The 21,418-nt window shown below is 58.1% G+C and carries 19 protein-coding genes; 5 read left to right on the top strand and 14 right to left on the bottom strand.

Annotation, left to right across the window (positions count from 1 at the left end):
• The 4 genes from ACQR3R_RS19005 to ACQR3R_RS18990 all read right to left on the bottom strand — a co-directional run bounded on the left by ACQR3R_RS19005 (position 1) and on the right by ACQR3R_RS18990 (position 6,215).
• Entirely contained in the window at positions 1-1,725 is a 1,725-nt protein-coding gene (locus ACQR3R_RS19005) for a putative 2-aminoethylphosphonate ABC transporter permease subunit (RefSeq protein WP_428274195.1), read from the bottom strand.
• Positions 1,725-2,801 (bottom strand): putative 2-aminoethylphosphonate ABC transporter ATP-binding protein, encoded by a 1,077-nt coding sequence (locus ACQR3R_RS19000; RefSeq protein ID WP_428274193.1) that lies wholly within the window; start codon positions 2,799-2,801, stop codon positions 1,725-1,727. The genes ACQR3R_RS19005 and ACQR3R_RS19000 overlap by 1 nt, the downstream gene beginning before the upstream one ends.
• A gap of 248 nt (positions 2,802-3,049) precedes the next feature.
• Positions 3,050-3,913: a LysR substrate-binding domain-containing protein gene (locus tag ACQR3R_RS18995; protein ID WP_428274191.1), complete on the bottom strand. Its 864-nt coding sequence runs from the start codon at positions 3,911-3,913 to the stop codon at positions 3,050-3,052.
• A gap of 16 nt (positions 3,914-3,929) precedes the next feature.
• Entirely contained in the window at positions 3,930-6,215 is a 2,286-nt protein-coding gene (locus ACQR3R_RS18990; RefSeq protein ID WP_428274189.1) for a heavy metal translocating P-type ATPase, read from the bottom strand.
• An 84-nt stretch (positions 6,216-6,299) separates the two neighbouring features.
• Here ACQR3R_RS18990 and cadR point away from each other — a divergent pair, with 84 nt between their 5' ends.
• Both cadR and ACQR3R_RS18980 read left to right on the top strand, forming a co-directional pair.
• Positions 6,300-6,749, top strand: coding sequence for a Cd(II)/Pb(II)-responsive transcriptional regulator (gene cadR, locus ACQR3R_RS18985; RefSeq protein ID WP_428274450.1), 450 nt, complete (start codon positions 6,300-6,302; stop codon positions 6,747-6,749).
• A 184-nt stretch (positions 6,750-6,933) separates the two neighbouring features.
• Entirely contained in the window at positions 6,934-7,725 is a 792-nt protein-coding gene (locus tag ACQR3R_RS18980) for a hypothetical protein (protein ID WP_428274187.1), read from the top strand.
• 127 nt (positions 7,726-7,852) lie between these two features.
• Here ACQR3R_RS18980 and ACQR3R_RS18975 read toward each other — a convergent pair whose 3' ends face one another.
• The 3 genes from ACQR3R_RS18975 to ACQR3R_RS18965 all read right to left on the bottom strand — a co-directional run bounded on the left by ACQR3R_RS18975 (position 7,853) and on the right by ACQR3R_RS18965 (position 10,555).
• The gene (locus ACQR3R_RS18975) at positions 7,853-8,824 is read right to left on the bottom strand and encodes a thymidylate synthase (RefSeq protein WP_428274185.1); all 972 of its coding nucleotides are present in this window, start codon (positions 8,822-8,824) and stop codon (positions 7,853-7,855) included.
• A 51-nt stretch (positions 8,825-8,875) separates the two neighbouring features.
• Positions 8,876-9,688, bottom strand: a complete 813-nt coding sequence (lgt, locus tag ACQR3R_RS18970) for a prolipoprotein diacylglyceryl transferase (protein WP_428274183.1) — start codon at positions 9,686-9,688, stop codon at positions 8,876-8,878.
• Positions 9,689-9,772: 84 nt separating this feature from the next.
• Positions 9,773-10,555 carry a TSUP family transporter gene (locus ACQR3R_RS18965; protein WP_428274181.1) on the bottom strand — a complete coding sequence of 261 codons (783 nt, stop codon included), beginning with the start codon at positions 10,553-10,555 and terminating at the stop codon, positions 9,773-9,775.
• Between the two features lie 134 nt (positions 10,556-10,689).
• On the opposite strand from ACQR3R_RS18965, the gene ACQR3R_RS18960 reads away from it, so the two are divergent.
• The gene (locus ACQR3R_RS18960; RefSeq protein ID WP_428274179.1) at positions 10,690-11,436 is read left to right on the top strand and encodes an NRDE family protein; all 747 of its coding nucleotides are present in this window, start codon (positions 10,690-10,692) and stop codon (positions 11,434-11,436) included.
• Positions 11,437-11,605: 169 nt separating this feature from the next.
• Here ACQR3R_RS18960 and ptsP read toward each other — a convergent pair whose 3' ends face one another.
• Together ptsP and ACQR3R_RS18950 are read right to left on the bottom strand one after the other, a co-directional pair.
• Positions 11,606-13,885 carry a phosphoenolpyruvate--protein phosphotransferase gene (gene ptsP / locus ACQR3R_RS18955; RefSeq protein WP_428274177.1) on the bottom strand — a complete coding sequence of 760 codons (2,280 nt, stop codon included), beginning with the start codon at positions 13,883-13,885 and terminating at the stop codon, positions 11,606-11,608.
• A 22-nt stretch (positions 13,886-13,907) separates the two neighbouring features.
• Positions 13,908-14,387 carry an RNA pyrophosphohydrolase gene (locus tag ACQR3R_RS18950; RefSeq protein ID WP_007945562.1) on the bottom strand — a complete coding sequence of 160 codons (480 nt, stop codon included), beginning with the start codon at positions 14,385-14,387 and terminating at the stop codon, positions 13,908-13,910.
• Between the two features lie 143 nt (positions 14,388-14,530).
• On the opposite strand from ACQR3R_RS18950, the gene ACQR3R_RS18945 reads away from it, so the two are divergent.
• Positions 14,531-15,187, top strand: coding sequence for a histidinol-phosphatase (locus ACQR3R_RS18945; RefSeq protein ID WP_428274174.1), 657 nt, complete (start codon positions 14,531-14,533; stop codon positions 15,185-15,187).
• A gap of 104 nt (positions 15,188-15,291) precedes the next feature.
• Here ACQR3R_RS18945 and ACQR3R_RS18940 read toward each other — a convergent pair whose 3' ends face one another.
• On the bottom strand, positions 15,292-15,720 hold the full coding sequence (locus tag ACQR3R_RS18940) for a DUF2269 family protein (RefSeq protein ID WP_428274172.1): 429 nt from the start codon (positions 15,718-15,720) through the stop codon (positions 15,292-15,294).
• A gap of 39 nt (positions 15,721-15,759) precedes the next feature.
• Entirely contained in the window at positions 15,760-17,274 is a 1,515-nt protein-coding gene (gene ilvA, locus ACQR3R_RS18935; RefSeq protein WP_428274170.1) for a threonine ammonia-lyase, biosynthetic, read from the bottom strand.
• Between the two features lie 522 nt (positions 17,275-17,796).
• Here ilvA and rpiA point away from each other — a divergent pair.
• Entirely contained in the window at positions 17,797-18,471 is a 675-nt protein-coding gene (gene rpiA, locus ACQR3R_RS18930; protein ID WP_428274168.1) for a ribose-5-phosphate isomerase RpiA, read from the top strand.
• Between the two features lie 61 nt (positions 18,472-18,532).
• Here the strand turns inward: rpiA and ACQR3R_RS18925 are convergent, their stop codons facing one another.
• The 3 genes from ACQR3R_RS18925 to ACQR3R_RS18915 form a co-directional block, all read right to left on the bottom strand.
• Positions 18,533-19,450 carry an SdiA-regulated domain-containing protein gene (locus ACQR3R_RS18925; protein WP_428274166.1) on the bottom strand — a complete coding sequence of 306 codons (918 nt, stop codon included), beginning with the start codon at positions 19,448-19,450 and terminating at the stop codon, positions 18,533-18,535.
• Positions 19,451-19,567: 117 nt separating this feature from the next.
• The gene (locus ACQR3R_RS18920) at positions 19,568-20,497 is read right to left on the bottom strand and encodes an SdiA-regulated domain-containing protein (protein WP_428274164.1); all 930 of its coding nucleotides are present in this window, start codon (positions 20,495-20,497) and stop codon (positions 19,568-19,570) included.
• 239 nt (positions 20,498-20,736) lie between these two features.
• Positions 20,737-21,402: a fumarylacetoacetate hydrolase family protein gene (locus ACQR3R_RS18915; RefSeq protein WP_428274162.1), complete on the bottom strand. Its 666-nt coding sequence runs from the start codon at positions 21,400-21,402 to the stop codon at positions 20,737-20,739.
• Positions 21,403-21,418: the final 16 nt, after the last annotated feature.

The raw sequence follows: 21,418 nt of genomic DNA, 5'->3' as shown, positions 1-21,418 counted from the left end.
TCAGTGGCCCGGCGCGGTCTGCCGCCAGGCCTGGGAGCGGCGTAACAAACCGCGCGAAGCCCAGGCCAGCAGCAGCGAGACGCCCGCCGAGGTGAACAGAATCAGGGTCGACATCGCTGCCGCGCCGCCAACGTTGCCGGCGTCGTCCATGTTCAGCACCGCCACCGCAGCAAGGATGGTGTCGGGGCTGTAGAGGAAGATCGCCGCCGAGACGGTGGTCATGGCCGAGACGAACAGATAGCGCACGATGTCCAGCAGTGCCGGCAGGCAAATTGGCACGGTGACGCGCAGGTAATGCCGATACAGCGGCGCCTTGAGCGACAGCGCGGCGGCTTCAAATTCGGCGTCGAGTTGACGCAGCGCAGTGGTCGCGGTCATTTGCGCAGTGGTCAAATAGTGAGCAATGGTGCACACCACCAACAGGGTCATGGTCCCGTAGAGCACATGCAGCGGGTTACCGTTGAGGTTGAAAAAGAATACGTAACCCAAACCAAGCACCAGACCCGGCACCGCCATCGGCACGAAACTGAGCATGCGCAAGGCCAGATTCAGTCCGCGCTGGCCCTTGGTTTTTTCCATCAGGTAGGCGCCAGTGAAGATCAGCACGCTGCCGATCAACGCGGTGCACAACGCCATCTTCACGCTGTTGCCATAGGCCAGCCAGCCACCGCCCGCCGTGTCATTAAATTGATAATGGTTAAGCGACAGCGACAAGTTGTACGGCCAGAATTTGACCAGCGAGGAGTAAACCGCCATGCCGAACACCAGCAACAACACCGCACAAATCAACAACACGATCGCCAGATAACAACGATCGCGGCGTATCGACGGTGCCGGGGTAAAGACCTGTGCCCGGCCGCTCATGGCGTCGCCTTGACGGCGTCGCAGCCAGGCATCGACCGCAAAACTCAACAGCGCCGGCAGCAGCAACACCATGCCGATCAATGCACCGCGACCGAATTGTTGCTGGCCGACCACCGCTTTGTAGGCTTCCAGCGCCAGCACTTGATAGTCGCCACCGACAACCACCGGCACGCCGAAGTCGGTGATGGTCAGGGTAAATACCAGGCAAAACGCGGCGAATACCGCCTGACGTGTCGCCGGCCACGTGATGCTGCGAAACGCTTTGGCAGGACTGGCGCCCATGCTGGAGGCCGCATCGAACAGTCGCGCATCCGCCAGGGACAGCGCCGACAGCAGAATCATCAATGCGTGGGGAAAGGTGTAGATGACCTCGCCCAGCACAATGCCCCAGAAGCCGTAGATGTTGTCGGAGAGTAGACCGCGCAACATGCCTTGATTGCCGAACAGGTAGACCAATGCGATGCCCGGCAGCATCGATGGCGCCATCAGTGGCAGCAACGAAATTGCGCGCCATATGCCTTTGCCCGGGATCAATGTGCGTTGCAGGGCGTAGGCAAACAGGTAGGCCAGCGGTACGACGATTGCCGCAACACTGAGGGAAACCTTCAGGCTGTTGCCGAGCAGCCAATGGAAATTCGCACTGGTCACCAATTCACGGGCAGCCACCAAACCGCCGCCCTGTCCCGCCTCGTCACTGAACCCGCGCCAGAAGATCGCCAGCAGCGGCATCAACACCGCGACGCCGAGCAACACCAGCAGCAGAACTTTGCCGCCAACCACGAACACCCGGTCGCCGATCTCGGCACGGGAGGTCTGCCGAACCTGCTTGTGCGGTATCGGCAGCGCGATGTTCGCGCTCATCAGGCAAACACCTGCAAGCTGCGCGGCGGCAAGGCGACCATGATGTGTTGTGCACCGAGCCGTGGCATGTCTTGCGGTGCCAACTCGGCCAACAACGCATGGCCCGGCAACTGGTCGAGTTCAAAGCTCATGCGGCAGCGGTTGCCGAGAAAAGTAATGTCGCGAACCTTGGCCGGGAACAGGTTTTCTTCATGCACCGTCGGGTTGACGCTGATGGTTTCGGGGCGGCAGAACAACCGGCCCGATGCTGTTTTTGCGCTGCCGTCGGCCAAGCGCATATTCATCCCGCCAACCTGTGCATGGCTGTCGCTGCTGCGGCGGAATGGCAGCCAGTTGCCCTGACCGACAAACTCCGCCACAAACGGGGTCGCCGGGCGGTCATAGATTTCCTGAGGCGTGGCGTATTGCTCGACCTTGCCGTTGTGCATCACGGCGATGCGGTCGGCCATCAACATGGCCTCGTCCTGATTGTGCGTGACCATCAGCGTGGTGACGCCAAGGTTGCGCTGCAATTGACGCAACTCAGTGCACAGATGCTCACGAACCCTGGCGTCCAGCGCTGACATCGGCTCATCGAGCAACAACAAGGAAGGCGCTGGCGCTAATGCCCGAGCCAGCGCAACGCGTTGCTGCTGACCACCCGACAATTGACCGGGGTATTTTTTTTCACTGCCAGTCAGGCCGACCAGTTCGAGCATCTGGCCGACACGCTTGCGCACTTCATCGCGACCGCTGCCGGCGAGGCCATAGGCAATGTTCGCTTCGACGGTGAGATTAGGAAATAGCGCGTAGGACTGAAACAGAATGCCGTAGTCCCGAGCCTGAGGCGCCAAGTGGGAAACGTCGCGGTCGCCCAGGTACAACTCGCCGCTGTCTTGCTGCTCAAGGCCCGCGATGCACCGCAGCAACGTCGTTTTGCCGCAGCCTGAAGGGCCTAACAGACACACCAGCTCACCGGCCGCGACATCGAGCGAAACGCCATCCAACGCGGTAAACGCGCCAAAGCGTTTTTGCACGCCGCGCACTTTCATCGGCACGCCGGGGTTGGTTGGGGCAGTTGCGATTGCGTGGTTCATGGTCAGGCCTCATCAAGCAGATGGGCCCATCCTAGGTTTGTAATGCGTCCGTCATGTGGCAGTGAGGCAAAAACTGCCGATAGTGGTATTGGGGGATTTGGGTTTGAGTGATGTGTAGTCTGGTCTGTTCCCTTCGCGGGCAAGCCCACTCCCACAGGAATCACTGGTGTTTACAAGGTCTGTGTTCACTGCAGAACCCTGTGGGAGCGGGCTTGCCCGCGAAGAGGCCAGCACAGGCAAACCAGATTTCAGGCGGGGGCCATTTCCTGGGCCACGCCGAGGAACGCTGCTGGCAGGCGTGCGCTTTTGCGTTCTTTGAGGCAGTACAAGTACTCGGAAATCTGCGGTGCGTTTTCGAGGGTCAGCACGCGCAATTGCGGATCGTGCGGCACTTCCTGGCGGGCGATGATGCTGATGCCGATGTTGCGCAGCACCGCCTCACGAATTGATTCGCGACTGCCGATCTCCAGCAGCGGGCCGAAGCTGACGCCGGCGCTGGCCAGAAAATTCTCGGTCAGTCGCCGCGTTGTGGAACCCGATTCGCGCATCAACAGCGTATGCCCGGCTAACGCGCTGAGTGGCACATGATCAAGAACCGCCAGCGGATGATTGCGATGCACCGCCAACACCAGTGGATCGCTGCCGAGCACTCGGCGAATCAGTCGCGGGTCTTCCAGCAATTGCGAGGACGCAGCAACATCGACCCGGTATTCTTCCAGCGCTTCGAGCACCTGCTGTGAGTTGCCGATTTCCACCGACACCTCCACGTGCGGCAAGCGTTCACGAAAGGTCTTCACCAGGTCGAGGATGTAATACGGCGCAGTGGCGGCGATGCGCAGTGCGCCTTGAACCTGGCCGCTGTTGCGCAGGAAAAACTCGATATCGGCTTCCTGCTGCAACAGCGTCTTGACCATCGGCAACAGCCGCGCACCTTCGTCACTAACGGTGAGACGGCGACCGCCACGGTAGAACAGTTCCACCGAGTATTGGCTTTCCAGATGCTTGATCTGCGTGGTCACGGTGGGCTGGCTCAGGCCAAGTTTTTTTGCGGCCAGGGTGATGCTGCCCAAACGGGCCACCATGTAAAACGCCTTCAACTCGGCACTCAGCACTGCCCTTCCTCATCACTTATTTGCGCAACAGGCGCAAACCATTGAACACCACCAACAGGCTGACGCCCATGTCGGCGAACACCGCCATCCACATGGTGGCGACCCCGGCGAAGGTTACCCCAAGAAAGATCGCTTTGATGACCAATGCCAGCGCGATGTTCTGTTTAAGGATGCTGGACGTCTGCCGCGACAACCGAATAAAGGTCGGAATCTTGCGTAGATCGTCGTCCATCAGGGCGACATCAGCGGTCTCAATGGCGGTGTCGGTGCCGGCCGCGGCCATCGCAAATCCGATCTCGGACCGTGCCAGCGCCGGCGCGTCATTGATGCCATCACCGACCATGCCCACTCGATGGCCCTGCGCATACAGGGCTTCGATGGCCTGCAGTTTGTCTGTCGGCAGCAAATCACCTTGGGCCTGATCGATGCCCACTTGTGCCGCAATCGCTTGAGCGGTGTGCACGTTATCGCCGGTCAGCATCAGGGTCTTGATGCCCAGCTCATGCAGTTGGCGGATCGCCTCGCGGCTGGAGTCTTTCACCGTGTCTGCTACGGCGAACAGCGCCAGCGGACCGGATTTATCGAGCAGCAGGACCACTGACTTGCCCTGTTTTTCCAGCGCAAACAGCTTCTCTTCCAGTGCCGGTGAACAGAGGTTCAACTCTTCTACCAGGCGATGGTTGCCGAGGTGATAGACCTCACCGTTAATCTCGCCGCGAACACCACGGCCCGCCAACGCTTCAAAGTTATCCACATTCAACGGTGCAAATTGCTTATCCACAGCCGCATTGGCGATGGCCAGCGATACCGGGTGATCGGAGCGGCCAGCCAGTGCGGCCGCAATGGCCGGGGCCGATGCGTCGGCCGTGGCATCGAGCGACAGGTAATCGGTTTGTACCGGTTTGCCATGAGTGATGGTGCCGGTCTTGTCGAGGGCCAGGTAATCGAGTTTATAACCGCCCTCCAGGTAGACGCCGCCCTTGACCAGAATCCCTTTGCGCGCGGCTGCCGCAAGCCCGCTGACAATGGTCACTGGTGTAGAAATCACCAGCGCACACGGACAGGCAACCACCAGCAACACCAATGCCCGGTAGATCCAGTCGAACCACACGGCCCCCATGAACAGCGGCGGAATCACCGCCACCGCGAGGGCAAAGAGAAACACGACCGGGGTGTATATCTTCGAAAACTGGTCAACGAAACGCTGGGTCGGCGCCCGCGCTCCCTGCGCCTGTTCCACGGCATGGATGATCCGCGCCAGGGTCGAGTTGTTGGCCGCAGCGGTCACCGTGTATTCCAGCGAACCGGATTGATTGATGGTGCCAGCGAAAACCTTGTCACCGATGGACTTCTCCACGGGCAGGCTTTCACCGGTAATCGGCGCTTGATCGATGGTTGAGTTACCGGACACCACTTCGCCGTCCAGCCCGATGCGCTCACCGGGACGCACCCGAACTCGCGCCCCCAGCTCAATGCTTTTGACCCCTTGCTCGACCCAGCTACCATCGGCTTGCTGCACCGTGGCTTGCTCCGGCGTCATTTGCATCAGGCCGCTGATGGCATTGCGTGCACGATCCAATGACTTGGCTTCGATCAACTCGGCCACGGTGAACAGGAACATCACCATGGCGGCTTCCGGCCATTGCCCGATCAACACCGCACCCGTCACCGCGATGCTCATCAGTGCATTGATGTTCAGGTTGAGGTTTTTAAGGGCGATCCAGCCTTTTTTATAGGTGGTAAGGCCGCCGCTGAGAATCGAGACCAACGCAATGATTGCCACCACCCAGGTCGGCGCGGCATGGGTGAAATGGATCACTTCCGCCGCGAGCGCGCCAACGCCGGACAGCGCCAGTGGCCACCAATGTTTTTTCTCGTGCGCAGGGGCCGGCGCTTCGACGCCTTGCTCCAACGGTTCGGCCTGCATGCCCAGCGACTTGATGGCCTCGATGATCGGCGCCGTGTCGGGCAAGTCATGCGTCACACCCAACACGCGGTTGATCAGGTTGAACTCCAGTTGCTGCACGCCCGCAAGCTTGCCCAGTTTGTTCTGGATCAGCGTTTGCTCGGTCGGGCAGTCCATGGCGTCGATGCGGAAACTGCTCAGCCGCGCGCCAGCGGTTGGCGTTTCGCTCAACTTGATCAACGAAGGTGCAGACACCTTGGATGAACAGCAGGAGTCGCCGTGACTGCCATGGTCATGCTTCTGCACAGGCTGCAGCGTTTGGCTGTGATCGTGATCGTGATCGTGATCGTGATCGTGCCCAGCATGGGGTTTGTGGGTGTGAAGGGAATCGCTCATTAGTCGCGTCCATAAAGGTGCCTGTTGCCAAGTAAAGACCCTGTAGCCACTATAGGGTCAAGCACCTATTTGGAGATTGTCGTGATGAAGATCGGAGAACTGGCAAAACTCACCGACTGCGCCGTAGAAACAATTCGTTATTACGAGCGCGAAAACCTTCTGCCAGAGCCCGCCCGCAGCGACGGCAATTATCGCGTCTACACCCAGGCCCACGCTGAACGCCTGACCTTTATCCGCAATTGCCGAACGCTCGACATGACGCTGGAGGAAATCCGCAGCCTGCTGACGCTGCGCGACAGCCCGCAGGACCAATGCGAAAGCGTGAATGCACTGATCGATGAGCATATCCATCACGTCAAGGCACGGATCGATGGTTTGCTGGCCCTGCAGACGCAATTACTTGACCTGCGCCAACGCTGCAGCGAGGGGCCGGATATTGATCAATGCGGGATTTTGCAGCGGCTGGAAATCAGTGGCGGGGTTGTGGCAACAGAGGTTGAGCATTCCCATGTCGGGAGAAGTCATGGGCATTGATACCTTTCCAATGTTAATACACTCGGGCAAATCCATAGACTAAATTGGAACTAAGCCACTATTTTCGAAGAACTAATATTATTATCTACTGTCATTTATGACAGTAGATAAGTCTAAATAGAGAGGTTAGCCTTTTCAACCCCAGACTCCTCAGACTCTGGAACTCATACAATAGAGGCTAACCGTGAATGATATTATAGAGTTTCCAAGTGAAGGCACGATTCCAGCTGAAAACTTCAAGCCTGACAAACCACGCTTAGCAGAAATCCCCACGCCTTCCATGCTTTATAAGAAAAACCTTGAGGATGCACGTTTCAAGAAACTCGATACGGCGGCCGGCCTGTATGTGATACCTATCCAGAACAATCATTTCCACTTTTTTGTGGTGATGAACGCTGACACCTCACATGACGTGAAAACTTCGGACTTTGTAAGGCTGGAATGGCAAGCAAATGACGGAAGCATAAATTATCGCACTGAAAGAACCGAAGTAAGGTGTATTGAACAGCCTATTCGCTTCCTATTGCCAAAAGACCAGATCAAAAAATTTGAAAGTATTTTTTCAACCATACGCTTGGTTCGAGAGCGCTTGAATGAACCTGATCTGCCTTCCGCACCAATACCATTATTGGTAGCCTCAGCCTTCAAAGCGTCGGGCAATATTATCGTCGAAGGGGTTAAGGATGGAATTCTGGATCCAGCTGAGTATCCAAATGGCATTAAAGTCACTTCTCAGGAGATAACTAACGTTTCGCAAAGCACGCGTATTATTGCGCAATTTCGGCATCCCACTACCCCTCTACAATTCAATCAAGAGGCTGACCAATCATCAGGAATCTACGTATTCAACATCCCACCTAAACACTATCAAGGTGATAGCGGAACACCTATTACCGTACAGCTGGCGCTGTTGTTAAGTTCACATGATTTTGATTTTTGGTATGGGCTTGGCGCAGTAAATTTCAAACTAAAGTAGTTAATCCCCGACACGGTACGAGCGAGCTTGCGATGGACTTCAACGATGACGCGTATTGTCGGGACGAATACGCTGCATTTGAATTCATCGCGAGCAAGCTCGCGCCTGCACGCACAGGGTGTAAGGCTTAGACCGCCATCGGCGCGGTCATCGGCGCGTGGTGCTGATATCCCTCGAGCGAGAAATCACCTGGCTCGATCTGCTCCAGCCATTCTGGCTGGTACACGCCAGTCTTGGCGAACTCCGGAACACGGTCGCTGATCACCAGTTTCGGCATCGGGAACGGTTCGCGCTTGAGTTGTTCGTTAAGCATGTCCAAGTGATTTTCGTAAACGTGGGCATCACCGATGAAATAGGTGAACCAACGTGGCGTGTAACCGGTCAGGCGACCGATCAGGCTCAGCAGTGCCGCGCCCTCGGTGAGATTGAACGGCGTACCGAGGCCCAGGTCGTTGGAGCGGATATAGAGCGTCAGGGAAATCTCTTTGGTTTCTACATTCGGGTGGAACTGGTAAAGCAAATGGCACGGTGGCAGCGCCATTTCGTCGAGCTGTGCCACGTTCCAGCCGTGAAACAGAATACGACGGCTGCCCGGGTCTTTGATGATGGTGTCGACGCACTGGCGAATCTGGTCGATCGCCTTGTACAACACCACGTAAGCCTGGCCATCCTCTTCGCCTTCAGCAATCTGGCGATAGCCTTGGCTTAGTGTTTGTTCGATGGCGGCTTTGTTGCTGACAGGGATTTGCTTGTACGCCGGCCATTTGCGCCACTGCACACCGTAGATCTCGCCCAGGTCGTCTTCGCCCTGCCGGAACGGATTCGCCAGCCATTGCGCATTTTCGTTGGCGTTCTGATCCCAGACCTTGCAGCCCAACGCACGGAACTCAGCGGCGTTGTTCACCCCGCGCAGGAAACCGCACATCTCGCCAATGGCCGATTTGAAGGCCATTTTGCGAGTAGTAATCGCCGGGAAACCTTCTTTCAAGTCATAACGCAGCATCGCACCCGGGAAACTGATGGTGTTCACGCCGGTGCGGTTGGCCTGTTTGGTGCCATTCTTGATGACGTGCGCAACCAGTTCGAGATATTGCTTCATGAGTTACCTGTGTCCTTGAACCCGAAGGCCGTCGCCCCCGGGATTCGAATTTTAAACCGCCGCTGCTGGCGTTGCCGGAGCGCGGCGATACGCCAGCCAGATCAGGAACAGACCGCCGATGATCATCGGCACACAGAGCACTTGGCCCATGGTCAGCCAGTTCCAGGCCAGGTAGCCCAACTGCGCGTCCGGGACGCGGACGAATTCCACAATGAAGCGGAAGATGCCGTAGAACAATGCGAACATCCCCGATACAGCCATGGTTGGTCGTGGCTTGCGCGAAAAGATCCACAGGATCAGGAACAGCGCCACGCCTTCCAGCGCGAACTGATACAGCTGCGAAGGGTGACGCGGCAACTGTGCCGGATCGCTGAACGCTGGGAACACCATTGCCCACGGCACGTCCGTCGCCTTGCCCCACAATTCGGCGTTGATGAAGTTGCCGATACGCCCGGCGCCCAGGCCAATCGGCACCATCGGCGCAACAAAGTCCATCAACTGGAAAAACGACTTGTTGTTCTTTTTACCGAACCACAACGCTGCCAGCATCACGCCGATAAAACCGCCATGGAATGACATGCCGCCCTTCCACACTTCGAAAATCAGCGTTGGGTTAGCCAGATAAGCACTCAGATCGTAGAACAGCACATAACCCAAGCGACCGCCGACAATGACGCCCATCGACATCCAGAAGACCATGTCGGAGAGCTTCTCCTTGGTCCAGGTCGGGTCGAAACGGTTGAGCCGGCGCGACGCCAGCAGCCATGCACCGCCGATGCCGATCAGGTACATCAGGCCGTACCAGTGGATTTTCAGCGGACCGATGGCCAAAGCCACCGGGTCGATCTGCGGGTAAGGCAGCATTGCGACTCCTCGTTAGAGTTGAAACTTTCAAAATTCCCGAAGCGACGCTGTCACGTCAGGATTAAGCCAGGATTGCGCTGCGCGTCAGAGCAAAAAGCTTAGGCCAACGCAGAACAGCAAAGCGGCGAATAGTCTTTTCAGCAAGCGCGGCGATAGCCTGTGAGCCAATCGCGCACCGATGCGGGCGAAAAACATGCTGGTCAGGGCAATCCCCAGCAGCGCCGGCAAATAAACAAAACCGAGACTATGGGCCGGCAGCAACGGATCGTGCCAGCCCAGAATCATGAAAAATAATGCACTGGACAACGCAATCGGCAAACCGCAAGCCGATGAGGTCGCCACTGCTTGCTGCATCGGCACACTTCGCCAGGTAAGGAACGGCACCGTGAGCGAACCGCCACCTATACCGAAAATCGCCGAGGCCCAGCCGATCACACTGCCTGCCAAGGTCAGACCGACTTTGCCTGGCACCGTTCGGCTGGCCTTCGGTTTGATATCCAAGGCGAGTTGAGCAGCGATGATCAACGCGAATACGCCGATGATCTTCTGCAAATTGGGTCCCGAGATGGCTTCAGCGGTCAGCGCGCCAAACCCGGCACCGATCAGAATGCCGAGCGTCATCCAGGCAAAAATCGGCCAACGAACAGCTCCGCGCCGATGGTGCTCGCGGACGGCATTCACCGAGGTAAAAATAATGGTCGCCAGGGATGTGCCGACGGCGAGGTGGGTCAGGATTGAAGCGTCAAAGCCCTGTAACGTAAAACTGTACACCAGCACCGGGACAATAATGATTCCCCCGCCCACTCCGAACAGCCCGGCCAGCACGCCCGCACAGGCGCCCAGCGCCAGGTAGAGCAGAAATTCCATGACCGTATTCCACACATGCCGAAAATAGGAGCGGCATGGTAACGGATGCATGGCCTTGGGCTCCACTGTGCAAGGCGATGGATCGATGAGCGATGTCTGCGTAGAGTGAGCAAAAAACACACAAGGACCACCTTATGTGCCTGATTGTCTTCGCCTGGAAGCCTGGTCACGCCCAGCCCCTTATCGTCGCCGCCAACCGCGATGAATTCTACGCCCGCCCCAGCCTGCCGCTCGCGCAATGGCCCGAAGCACCGCATGTGCACGCCGGTCGCGACCTCGAGGCTGGAGGCACCTGGCTCGGCATTGGCGCCAATGGACGCTTCGCCGCACTGACCAATATTCGCGATCCGCACACACCACCCGCGAGGAAGTCGAGGGGCGAACTGGTGGCAAGATTCCTCACCGGCGAAGCATCAATTGATGACTATTTAAACGACGTTGTCGGACGTTCGGTGGAATACGGCGGCTTTAACCTTTTGGTCGGCAATAAGCACGAGTTGTGGCACTACAACGCTCGAGCGTCTGAGCCGGTAATGCTGCAGCCGGGCGTCTATGGTTTGTCGAACGCGGGGCTGGACACGCCATGGCCGAAACTGCTGAAGGCGCGAGCGGCGCTGGAGGCGGTACTGGATGACCCGCAGCCTGCGCAACTGTTGGCGTTGCTGAACGACTCGCAGACGGCACCGTTTGCCGAACTTCCGGACACTGGCGTTGGTTTGGCGACCGAGACGTTACTGTCGAGCGTGTTTATTGCCAGTCCGACCTATGGCACACGAGCGAGCACGGCATTGATTGTTCAGGCGGATGGCACGCGGCAGATGGTCGAGCGGAGTTTCGGGCCCTATGGCGGGCATTTGGGAGAAGTTGAGATAAAGATCTGACGACCTGACGACCTGACGATCAATTGTGGCGAGGGAGCTTGCTCCCGCTCGGCTGCGCAGCCGTCGCAATCTGACCAATGGATTTATCTGAAGAACCACATTGGCCAGGTTGGGAGCGCTTAGCACTCCTGCGTGAGCAAGCGCCCTCGCCACAACGGCCTTCGAAGTATTAGAGGGTCTTGGCCGAGGCTGGATTGATCATCCGAGCCAGCCCTAGATTCTTCAACGCCAATTGCAGCGAGCTGTGGATAACGTGCGGGTTGTCGATGGTCATCAATTCCGCCAGCAGCTCCTTGGCCCTGCTCAGGTTGATCTGACGCAGCATCCACTTCACTTTCGGCAGGTTGGTGGCGTTCATCGACAGGCTGTCGAAACCCATCGCCATCAACAGCACTGCCGCGGCCGGATCACCGGCCATTTCGCCGCAAATGCTGACAGGCTTGCCTTCGGCGTGGGCATCGCGCACCACGTTCTGCAACGCCTGGAGCACTGCCGGGTGCAGGTAATCGTAAAGATCCGCCACACGCGGGTTGTTCCGGTCCACGGCCAGCAGGTATTGGGTCAAGTCGTTGGAGCCGACCGACAGAAAGTCCACCATCCGCGCCAGTTCCTTGGTCTGATAAACCGCGGCGGGAATCTCGATCATCACCCCGATCGGCGGCATCGGCACGTCGGTGCCCTCGTCACGGACTTCGCCCCAGGCACGGTGAATCAGGTGCAAGGCTTCTTCGAGTTCATGGATGCCGGAGATCATCGGCAGCAGAATCCGCAGGTTGTTCAAGCCTTCACTGGCCTTGAGCATTGCGCGGGTCTGCACCAGGAAGATTTCCGGGTGGTCGAGGGTCACGCGAATGCCGCGCCAGCCCAGGAATGGGTTGTCTTCCTTGATCGGGAAGTACGACAGCGACTTGTCGCCGCCGATGTCCAGGCTACGCATGGTCACCGGTTGCGGGTGGAACGCCGCGAGCTGCTCGCGATAAATCGCCAGTTGCTCTTTTTCACTTGGGAAGCGCTGGTTGATCATGAACGGCACTTCGGTACGGTACAGCCCCACACCTTCCGCGCCACGCTTTTGCGCCCGCGCCACGTCCGCCAACAGACCTGTGTTGACCCACAGCGGCATGCGGTGACCGTCAAGTGTCACACAGGGCAAGTCGCGCAGCGCATCCAGCCCGAGGGCCAGTTGTTTTTCTTCCTCGACCACTTCGGCGAACTGCTTGCGCAGCACGTCGCTGGGGTTGGTGTAGACCTCGCCGTGGTAACCATCGACGATCATCTGGATGCCATCGACCTTGGAATACGGCAGGTCGACCAGGCCCATCACCGTCGGGATGCCCATGGCCCTTGCCAGGATCGCGACGTGGGAGTTACCGGAACCGAGTACCGACACCAGGCCTACCAGTTTGCCTTCCGGAACCTCGCCGAGCATGGCCGGCGTCAGTTCTTCGCTGATCAGGATGGTATTGTCGGGATAAACCAGGGTTTGCTGACGTTCTTCCTGCAAATAGGCAAGCAGACGCCGGCCAAGATCCTTGACGTCGGAGGCGCGCTCACGCAGATAAGCGTCGTCCATCAACTCGAAACGGTTGACGTGATCGGTCACCACTTGACGCAATGCGCCTTGGGCCCACTGCCCGGTCTTGATCACGGTGGTGACTTCGCTGCCGAGCGAGGCATCGTCGAGCATCATCAGGTAAACGTCGAACAGTGCGCGCTCTTCAGGTCGTAGCTGCGTCGCTAACTTGGCCGACAACGCCCGCATGTCGGCACGAACGCCCTCGATGGCGGTTTTGAACAGCGCCAGTTCAGCGTTGATGTCGGTGATGGTCTTGTCCGGTACCACGTCCAGATCGGCAGGTGGCAGCATGACCACCGCGGTACCGACCGCCGCACCTGGCGAACCCGGCACGCCGACAAACTTGGCTTCCTGGATGCCTTTGCCCTGACGGCCCAGACCACGGATCGAACCGGTGGCCTCGGCATGCGCGATAACGCCCGCGAGCTGCGCGCTCATGGTCACGAGGAAGGCTTCTTCACCTTCATCGAACTGGCGGCGTTCTTTTTGCTGGATGACCAACACACCGACAACTCGGCGGTGGTGGATGATCGGCGCACCCAGGAATGAGGCGTAGCGTTCTTCACCGGTTTCGGCGAAGTAACGATAACGCGGGTGATCCGCAGCGTTTTCGAGGTTCAGGGGTTCTTCACGCGTGCCGACCAGGCCAACCAGACCTTCATTGGGCGCCATGCTGACTTTGCCGATCGAGCGCTTGTTCAAGCCCTCGGTGGCCATCAGGACGAAGCGGTTGGTTTCAGGGTCAAGCAAGTAGACCGAGCAGACCTGGCTGCCCATGGCCTCTTTGACGCGCAATACAATAATGCCCAACGCCGCCTTGAGATCCTTGGCGGAGTTAACTTCCTGGACGATCTTGCGCAGCGTATTGAGCATGGCTCGGGGTCGAACTCCGTCGTCAGTCGCGCGTTAAAAGGCGCGGGGCAAGCTCTTTGAGAGCGCGTCGATACACCTCGCGCTTGAATGTCACCACCTGGCCCAACGGATACCAATAACTGACCCAGCGCCAGCCATCGAACTCCGGTTTACCGGTCAAATCCATCCGCACCCGCTGCTCGTTGGAGATCAGGCGCAGGAGAAACCATTTCTGTTTCTGGCCGATGCACAGCGGTTGGCTGTGCGTCCTGACCAGACGTTGCGGCAAACGATAGCGCAACCAGCCCCGCGTGCAGGCGAGAATTTCAACATCTTCGCGTTCCAGGCCCACTTCTTCGTTCAACTCGCGGTACAAGGCGTCTTCCGGCGTCTCCTGGGGGTTGATTCCGCCCTGAGGAAACTGCCAGGCATCTTGATTGATACGGCGAGCCCATAGCACCTGTCCGGCATCATTCGTGAGAATGATCCCGACATTGGGGCGGAAACCATCGGGGTCGATCACGGCAACAACCTCGCAAACGCATGTCGGCGCATTGTTCCACAAAGGTTGTGAAGGCAGCAACGAGCCGGCCAACCTTATGTGCACTCTTGTGAAAAGTCCGTATTCTGGGCGCCTTTCTACAGACTTTTCAGCGAGTAACTGCAATGCGGCTGGCTTTATTCGACTTGGACAACACACTTCTGGGTGGCGACAGTGACCACGCGTGGGGCGATTACCTGTGCGAGCGCGGCTTTCTTGACGCGGTGACCTACAAGGCACGTAACGACGAGTTCTATCAGGACTACCTGGCCGGCAAGCTGGATAACGCCGCGTACCTGAACTTTTGCCTGGAAATCCTCGGCCGCACCGAGATGGCCACGCTGAATGAATGGCACAACGACTACATGCGCGATTGCATCGAGCCCATCATGCTGCCCAAGGCTGTCGAATTACTGGCCAAGCATCGCGCAGCGGGCGACAAACTGGTGATCATCACCGCCACCAACCGTTTTGTGACCGGGCCGATTGCCGAGCGCCTGGGTGTCGAAACGCTGATCGCCACTGAATGTGAAATGGCTGATGGCCGTTACACGGGGCGCAGCACTGATGTGCCATGCTTTCGCGAAGGCAAGGTGACGCGGTTGAATCGCTGGCTGGAAGAGACCGGGTATTCGCTCGAAGACAGTTACTTCTACAGCGATTCGATGAATGATTTGCCGTTGCTGGAGCAGGTGACGCATCCAGTGGCTGTCGACCCTGATCCTAACCTCCGCGCTGAAGCCCAAAAGCGTGGCTGGCCGGTGATCAGTCTGCGCGACTGATATTGCTGTCGCGAGCAGGCTCACTCCCACTGGGGATTTGCGTCGTTCACGAATCCAATGTGGGAGCGAGCCTGCTCGCGATGGGGTCGACTCGGTGCCCGGCCTTAAACCGGCTTGGCGCCCATCAACCCCGCAATGGCGATAAAACAGACAAAACTGAACAACGCCAAGGCAAACGTAAACTTCCCATTCCCTGCCGCCGGCGCCTTGCGCAGTTTGTTCAGCCGCACCAGCAGCCAAAACCAGACTAACGCCGCCACGGTGTACAGCACGCTGGACGCCAACAGCCAGGTTTGCCCCAGCGGCCACCCCACCAGATGCACCATCCACCAGCCAGTGAACGGCATACTCAACAAGGCCAGGCCCATCAGCACCCAGACGAACACTCGCGGGCGCTGAAGGGTTCGCGCAGGCGCCGTTGCATCTCCGTTGCGCCGCGTGCTCCAAACCCAGATTCCCAGGCCCAGCGCACAGCCCAGCAATATTGCCGTCGCTGCGGTGTGCGCCATTTTCAGGGCAGTTAACGTTTCCATTGTTCAAATTCCTTATGGCTTGCCCATCAGCGTAGCCGCTCAGCCAAGAAACAACTGATACGCCGGGTTGTCGCTTTCATCCCAATACGGGTAGCCGATTTCTTCCAGTGCTGCCGGCACCAGGTGACGCTCGTCGTGAGGCACCTGCAGGCCCGCAACGACGCGGCCATCCGCCGCGCCATGGTTACGGTAGTGGAACATCGAAATGTTCCAGCGCCCGCCCAGCTTATGCAGGAAGTTGAACAAGGCGCCCGGGCGCTCCGGGAACTCGAAGCGCAGCACCACTTCATCGACCACGTGCGCAGCATGTCCGCCCACCATGTGCCGGATGTGCAGCTTGGCGAGTTCGTTGTCGGTCAGGTCAAGCACCGGGAAACCCTGGTCGCTGAGGCTGGCGATCAGCGCACTGCGCGGGTCGGTTTCCGGGTGCGTCTGCACGCCAACGAAAATGTGCGCTTCGCTGCCGGTGTTGTAGCGGTAGTTGAATTCGGTGATCTGGCGTTTGCCGATGGCTTCGCAGAACGCCTTGAAACTGCCCGGTTTTTCAGGGATGGTCACGGCGATGATGGCTTCACGGCCCTCACCCAATTCGGCGCGCTCGGCGACGTGACGCAAGCGGTCGAAGTTGACGTTGGCCCCGGAATCGATCGCTACGAAGGTATGGCCGGTGATGCCAGTCATCTCGACATACTTCTTGATACCGGCCACGCCCAACGCGCCGGCCGGCTCGGTGATCGAGCGGGTGTCGTCGTAGATGTCCTTGATCGCCGCACAGATTTCGTCGGTGCTGACGGTGATCACGTCGTCTACGTAGTCTTTGCAGATCTCGAAGGTGTGCTGGCCAATTTGAGCCACCGCAACGCCATCGGCAAAGATGCCCACGGTCGGCAGCACTACTCGTTCGCCGGCCGCCATGGCGGCTTGCAGGCAATTGGAATCGTCAGGCTCGACGCCGATGATTTTGATTTCCGGGCGCAGGTATTTCACGTACGCCGCGATGCCGGCGATCAGGCCGCCGCCGCCCACCGGGACAAAAATCGCATCGAGGCGCCCAGGGTGCTGACGCAAAATCTCCATCGCCACCGTGCCCTGCCCGGCAATGGTGTGGGGATCGTCGTAGGGATGGATGTAAACGTAGCCTTTTTCGTCGACCAGTTTCAGCGAGTAAGCCAGCGCTTCTGGGAACGAATCGCCGTGCAGCACGACTTTGCCGCCACGTGAGCGAACGCCTTCGACTTTAATTTCCGGGGTGGTCTTGGGCATGACGATGGTGGCTTTTACGCCCAGCACTTTCGCCGCCAGGGCCAACCCCTGTGCGTGGTTGCCCGCCGAGGCGGTAACGACGCCGCGTGAACGTTCTTCATCGGACAGTTGCGTGAGCTTGTTGTAAGCGCCGCGAATCTTGAACGAGAACACTGGCTGCAAGTCTTCGCGCTTGAGCCAGATAGTGTTGCCCAGCCGCTCGGAGAGCTGGCGGGCAGTCTGCAATGGGGTTTCTACGGCAACGTCATAAACGCGCGAGGTGAGGATTTTCTTGACGTACTGTTCGAGCATCGGAAAGCATCACTGAGCGGGTTGGGCAGGGCCAAGGAGTCTAACCCGGCTTTCGGGCGTGCGACCACACCAAACAGGTGGTTTTAGCCCTCCGCAGGCGTTGGGGATCCATTGTGGCGAGGGGATTTATCCCCGTCCGGCGGCGCAGCCGGCGTGAAACCCCAGCACGGGGAGTCTTCGAAGTGCCAAGGGAGTGCTTCGCACTCCAACGGGGATAAATCCCCTCACCACATACAAATCTCCTCACCACAGATAATCCTGATCACCACAGATAAATCCCCTCACCACATATAAATCTCCTCACCACAGATAATCCTGATCACCACAGATAAATCCCCTCACCACAGATAATCCTGATCACCACAGATACATTCCCATCACTACAGACAAATTTTCTCACCACAGATAAACCCGGTTCGCGCTGACGTACCGTCGCATCGGGCAATCGGCCAATGACCTTCCCCGCCCCGAAGCCTATAATGCCGGCCTTTCCGTTCTCTCCTTGCCCGCTTCGGAGCCCGCATGACTCAGGATCAACTCAAACAGGCAGTGGCTCAGGCCGCCGTCGACTTCATCCTTCCGAAACTCGACGACAAGAGCATCGTCGGGGTCGGCACCGGCTCCACCGCCAACTGTTTCATTGATGCGCTGGCCAAACACAAAGGCGCATTTGATGGCGCAGTGGCCAGTTCCGAAGCCACCGCCGCGCGTCTCAAGGGCCACGGTATTCCAGTGTATGAACTGAACACCGTCAGCGACCTCGAGTTCTATGTCGACGGGGCGGATGAAAGCGATGCACACCTGAACCTGATCAAGGGCGGCGGTGCAGCATTGACGCGCGAGAAGATTGTTGCGGCCGTGGCCAAGACCTTCATCTGCATCGCTGACGGCAGCAAACTGGTGCCAGTGCTCGGTGCCTTCCCGCTGCCGGTGGAAGTGATTCCAATGGCCCGCAGCCACGTAGCTCGCGAGCTGGTGAAGCTGGGCGGCGATCCGGTTTACCGTGAAGGCGTGTTGACCGACAACGGCAACATCATCCTTGACGTGTTCAACATGCAGATCGTCAATCCGGTGGAGCTGGAAACCCAAATCAACGCCATTGTCGGCGTCGTCACCAACGGCTTGTTCGCGGCGCGCCCGGCGGATCTGTTGCTGCTGGGCACAAGTGAAGGCGTGAAAACCCTGCGCGCCCAATAAGCCCACGCGCACTGCAAAACCTGTGGGAGCAGGCTCGCTCCCACAGGTTTTGGGGTGTGGCTCAGGATTGTGGTGGCTTTTTGAAGACGTAAAACAAATTCGGCTCGCTCACCAGGTACATCGTGCCGTCGTCGTCCATGGCAATCCCTTCAGGTTGCGGCACGGTCTTTTGCAAACCCTGACGCCCCTTGCGCAATGACAGGGTACTCAGTGGTCGCCCGTCCACGTCCAGCTCAAGAATCAATCGGGACTCGTCGGAAAGCGCCAGCAGATGCCCGCTGCGCTCGTCGTACTGAAGGCTCGAAAGATCTCGTACAAACATCCCGGCATCGCGTTTGGGGTCGTTGATCACGTGCACTGCGTAGGATTTTTCCGAGTTGTAATGCGGAAAACCCTGCACTTCATAAATCAACATTGGGTTACGTTCCTTCGCGACAAACAGGCGTTTACCCACCGAGTCGTAAGCCAGCCCCTCGAAACCGGTATTGCCGCTCATGTGCACGCCCAGTGTCATCTGCTCGGCATCCGCGGCATCGAGAAACGTGGTGCCCTCCTCCAGATGAATCTTGATCAGCCGTTGCTGGCTCTCGTCGGTGAGCACATAGGTGTCGGCGCTGATGAACTCAACCGCTTCAGGATCACCAAAACCGACCAGCGCTATGCGGCGAATAATTCGCCCTTCCAGCGACAGCTCGATCAGCTCGGAGTTTTTGTTGGTGACGGTGAACAGGCTTTTGCGCACCGGATCGTAGGTCAACGCCGAAACGTCATCGTCCAGACCCTCAATGACCCGTGCCTCGACGACGACCTGATAGCGATCAAGGCCAATGGACAGTTCGCTATCTGGCTGCCACAGCGTATGCAAATTGAACCAGGCGCGCTCGAACAGCCGTAGATACTGGCCTATTGCAATCAGCGCAATCAAAACAAGCACCGACAGGATCAGGATCATCGGGTTTGGACGGGCAAGTCGGCGCATTCAGGCAAGCTCGGAAACAGGACGGGCGGATGAAATACCACGGCAGTCTGAACTGAAGCTTAATGGCCAGTTGCCCAGTCCTTCAACCGGGCGGCACTGCTCCTGAAAATCTACGGGTTAGCGCTGTTTTTCGAAACGGTAAAACAGGTTCGGCTCGCTCACCATGTACAGCGTGCCAGACTCATCCATGGTGACGCCTTCGGCGCGCGGAATGGTCTTTTTCAAACCGTTGAAACCGCCGAGCAAGGTCATGAAGCTGACTTGCTCACCCGTCTCGTCCAGCTCCAGCAGCAGGTGCGAGTCTGCAGACAACACCAGCGTATGCCCGGTGCGCGGGTCGATGGCCAGCGCCGAGAGATTGCGAATATCCAGCTCGTTGCTTGCCAGCTTCTGTTTGTCGCCAGTGAGCGTCTGGCCGTCATTGCTCTTCCAGGTGAACAACGCGGGTGGACGTTCTTCACCCAACAGCATGTGTTGATTACGCGAATCCCAGACGACGCCTTCGAATGCCTTGTTCTGATCTTTCGAAGGACCGAGGTCGTATTTCGGGAAGCTGTCGAAATTCAGCTCTCGCGTATCCGCATCAACCTTGACCACCGACAAGATGTGTTTGCGCTCATCGACAATCGCCAACAAGCCGTTGCCCATCACCGTCACACCTTCCGGGTTGGCCCAGCCCACCAAGGGCATTTTGCGCAACACGTCACCCTGCAGCGTCAGTTCGACCAGGAACGGATTTTTGCCCATGACCGAGAACAGGGTTTTGGTTTGAGGGTTGTAAGCGAGGTCGGAGGCTTCATCCTTTTCCATGCCAGGCAGCAGTTTGGCGTCGATGACCGCGTGGTAATCCGGGAGCCAGATACTTTCCTGGCGTTCGGCAGGACTTTCGAAACGCTCCAGCACCCACAGCACACCGCGATCATCCCAATGCATGGCATACGCGAGGCCATACGCGGCGGCCAGCGCCAGCAAAACCCAGGAATACCAGCGCATTGCAAAGCGCGAACGACGTGCAGTTTTAAGCTCGGGCAGCGGTTGGGTAGCCATGAGGGGAAACGTTCCAGAAATTCAGGCTATGGGTAATAGCACAATTGGGATTGGCTCAAACGCCGTGATCCGCGAAATTATCCAGAAAAGTTGTGAAAAAAACGGCAATGCCAGCAAAGCCCTTGAAACACAAGAGCACGTTGCCTTGCGGGAGTTAGCTTGCCCGCGATGAGGTTTTCACATTCAACATCTCTGTTGAGCGTTCCACCGCCATCGCGAGCAGGCTCGCTCTCACAGATCTAGCGCACGCTGCTGGTGAAACTGCTGGCGCCGGGCAATTCCAGCACCAGTTCATCACCGACATTCAGCGGGCCAACGCCGACCGGCGTCCCGGTGAGGATCACATCACCCGCCTGCAGCGAGAAGCAACCAGCCATGTACTGAATCATCGGCACGATCGGGTTCAGCATGTCTTTGCTGTTGCCGTCCTGGCGCACTTCACCATTGATGGTCAGGCGGATGCCGATATCGGTGAGGTCTGCAAACGTACTGCCAGACACGAACGGCGCGATCACCGCGGCACCGTCAAAAGATTTGGCGACTTCCCAAGGCAAACCTTTGGATTTCAGCTCGGCCTGCTTGTCACGCAAGGTCAGGTCCAGCGCCGGGGCAAAACCGGAGATGGCGTCCAGCACTTCTTCACGGCTTGGCTTGGTCGACAGCGGCTTGCCGATCAACACCGCAATTTCCGCCTCGTAATGCACCGAACCGCGCTCGGTCGGAATGGCAAAACCACCCTCCAGCGCGACCACGCAACTGCCCGGTTTAATGAACAGCAAGGGTTCGGTAGGCACCGGATTGTCCAGTTCCTTGGCATGCTCGGCGTAATTGCGGCCAATGCACACCACTTTCCCGAGCGGGAAGTGAATACGTGTACCGTCGACATACTGGTGCTGATAGCTCATTTACCGACTCCTGCCT

Source organism: Gordonia sp. IEGM753 (assembly GCF_050321825.1).
In the GTDB taxonomy this organism is placed as follows: domain Bacteria; phylum Pseudomonadota; class Gammaproteobacteria; order Pseudomonadales; family Pseudomonadaceae; genus Aquipseudomonas.
The sequence above is the reverse complement of the archived record's forward strand: the minus strand, read 5'-3'. Positions and strand labels throughout refer to the sequence as shown.

What these genes read in the sequence shown, in the direction of transcription:
- ACQR3R_RS18945 (WP_428274174.1), top strand. Translation starts at nt 14,531, where the DNA reads ATGCGGCTGGCTTTATTCGACTTGGACAACACACTTCTGGGTGGCGAC.
- ACQR3R_RS18925 (WP_428274166.1), bottom strand. Translation starts at nt 19,450, where the DNA reads ATGCGCCGACTTGCCCGTCCAAACCCGATGATCCTGATCCTGTCGGTG.
- ACQR3R_RS19005 (WP_428274195.1), bottom strand. Translation starts at nt 1,725, where the DNA reads ATGAGCGCGAACATCGCGCTGCCGATACCGCACAAGCAGGTTCGGCAG.
- ilvA (WP_428274170.1), bottom strand. Translation starts at nt 17,274, where the DNA reads ATGCTCGAACAGTACGTCAAGAAAATCCTCACCTCGCGCGTTTATGAC.
- ACQR3R_RS18960 (WP_428274179.1), top strand. Translation starts at nt 10,690, where the DNA reads ATGTGCCTGATTGTCTTCGCCTGGAAGCCTGGTCACGCCCAGCCCCTT.
- lgt (WP_428274183.1), bottom strand. Translation starts at nt 9,688, where the DNA reads ATGCTGCCTTACCCGCAGATCGACCCGGTGGCTTTGGCCATCGGTCCG.
- ACQR3R_RS18990 (WP_428274189.1), bottom strand. Translation starts at nt 6,215, where the DNA reads ATGAGCGATTCCCTTCACACCCACAAACCCCATGCTGGGCACGATCAC.
- cadR (WP_428274450.1), top strand. Translation starts at nt 6,300, where the DNA reads ATGAAGATCGGAGAACTGGCAAAACTCACCGACTGCGCCGTAGAAACA.
- ACQR3R_RS19000 (WP_428274193.1), bottom strand. Translation starts at nt 2,801, where the DNA reads ATGAACCACGCAATCGCAACTGCCCCAACCAACCCCGGCGTGCCGATG.
- ACQR3R_RS18920 (WP_428274164.1), bottom strand. Translation starts at nt 20,497, where the DNA reads ATGGCTACCCAACCGCTGCCCGAGCTTAAAACTGCACGTCGTTCGCGC.
- ACQR3R_RS18975 (WP_428274185.1), bottom strand. Translation starts at nt 8,824, where the DNA reads ATGAAGCAATATCTCGAACTGGTTGCGCACGTCATCAAGAATGGCACC.
- ACQR3R_RS18915 (WP_428274162.1), bottom strand. Translation starts at nt 21,402, where the DNA reads ATGAGCTATCAGCACCAGTATGTCGACGGTACACGTATTCACTTCCCG.
- ptsP (WP_428274177.1), bottom strand. Translation starts at nt 13,885, where the DNA reads ATGCTCAATACGCTGCGCAAGATCGTCCAGGAAGTTAACTCCGCCAAG.
- ACQR3R_RS18965 (WP_428274181.1), bottom strand. Translation starts at nt 10,555, where the DNA reads ATGGAATTTCTGCTCTACCTGGCGCTGGGCGCCTGTGCGGGCGTGCTG.
- ACQR3R_RS18940 (WP_428274172.1), bottom strand. Translation starts at nt 15,720, where the DNA reads ATGGAAACGTTAACTGCCCTGAAAATGGCGCACACCGCAGCGACGGCA.
- rpiA (WP_428274168.1), top strand. Translation starts at nt 17,797, where the DNA reads ATGACTCAGGATCAACTCAAACAGGCAGTGGCTCAGGCCGCCGTCGAC.